Here is a 984-nt window from a genome sequence, read left to right on the forward strand (position 1 = left end):
CATCGCTGGAGCTACTGCTTTAAATGATGCTGATAATAAATTGGATGCGCAAGCGAAAGTAAATGCGGATGCAATTGCAAATATCAATACCCTAGCGAACGGTAAAATCTACGTAGGAAACATTAGTAATCAAGCGACAGAGATTACTATGACAGGAGATGTAACAATAGATAATGGTGGTGTTTCAACTATTGGAGGCAGCAAAGTTCTGACAGCTATGATTGCCGAAGGGACGATCCTAGTTGGTGATTTAGCAAACGACGCCATAGAAACTACTAAGATTAAAGATGCTAATGTAACTTATAGTAAGATTCAAGGGGTTACTAGTGGTAAAGTACTAGGAAGAGTATCATCAGGTACAGGAACAGTAGAAGAATTTAATACTACTGGTTCTGGCGATGTGGTAAGAGCAAATTCACCAGTACTTACTGGAACAGTTACGGCAAGTGCTATATCTGCAACCAATGTATCTGCAACCACTGTATCAGCAACCACAGTATCTGCGACTAATCTAGGAGGGCGTATTTTGGACGCATCACAAGTGCTTATTACTACCGTTGGAACATTGACTGCTTTAAATGTAAGCGGAACTTCCACTTTGACAGGAAATACCACTATTGGAGGAACTCTTGGAGTAACAGGAGTAACGACACTAAGTGCACAACCTATACTTTCAACATTAACGGTTTCTTTACCTGTGTTCTCTGACACGAATAAAGGGCTAGTATCTAATCCAATTACAGGAACTGGTAGTGTGGTTATGTCTGATTCAGCAACATTAACTGGGTCACCAAATGCGCCAACTGCAGCTGCACTTACCAATACAACTCAAATTGCAACTACAGCCTTTGTTTCTGCTGCAAATAGTACTAATGCTAACTTAGCAGGTCCAATAACAAGTATTGGAAATGCAACTGCTGTAGCTTCTCAAACAGGAACAGGTTCTACCTTTGTTATGAATGCTTCACCAACATTAGTAACACC

Annotated in this window: 1 protein-coding gene; it reads left to right on the forward strand. The window is 40.4% G+C overall.

What is annotated here, in order from left to right; translation table 11 throughout:
* On the forward strand, positions 1 to 984 hold a 984-nt coding region (locus AC4PRO_RS18170; RefSeq protein ID WP_492118397.1), incomplete at both ends, for a hypothetical protein.

The organism is Flavobacterium sp. DW-iso2, assembly GCF_058725285.1.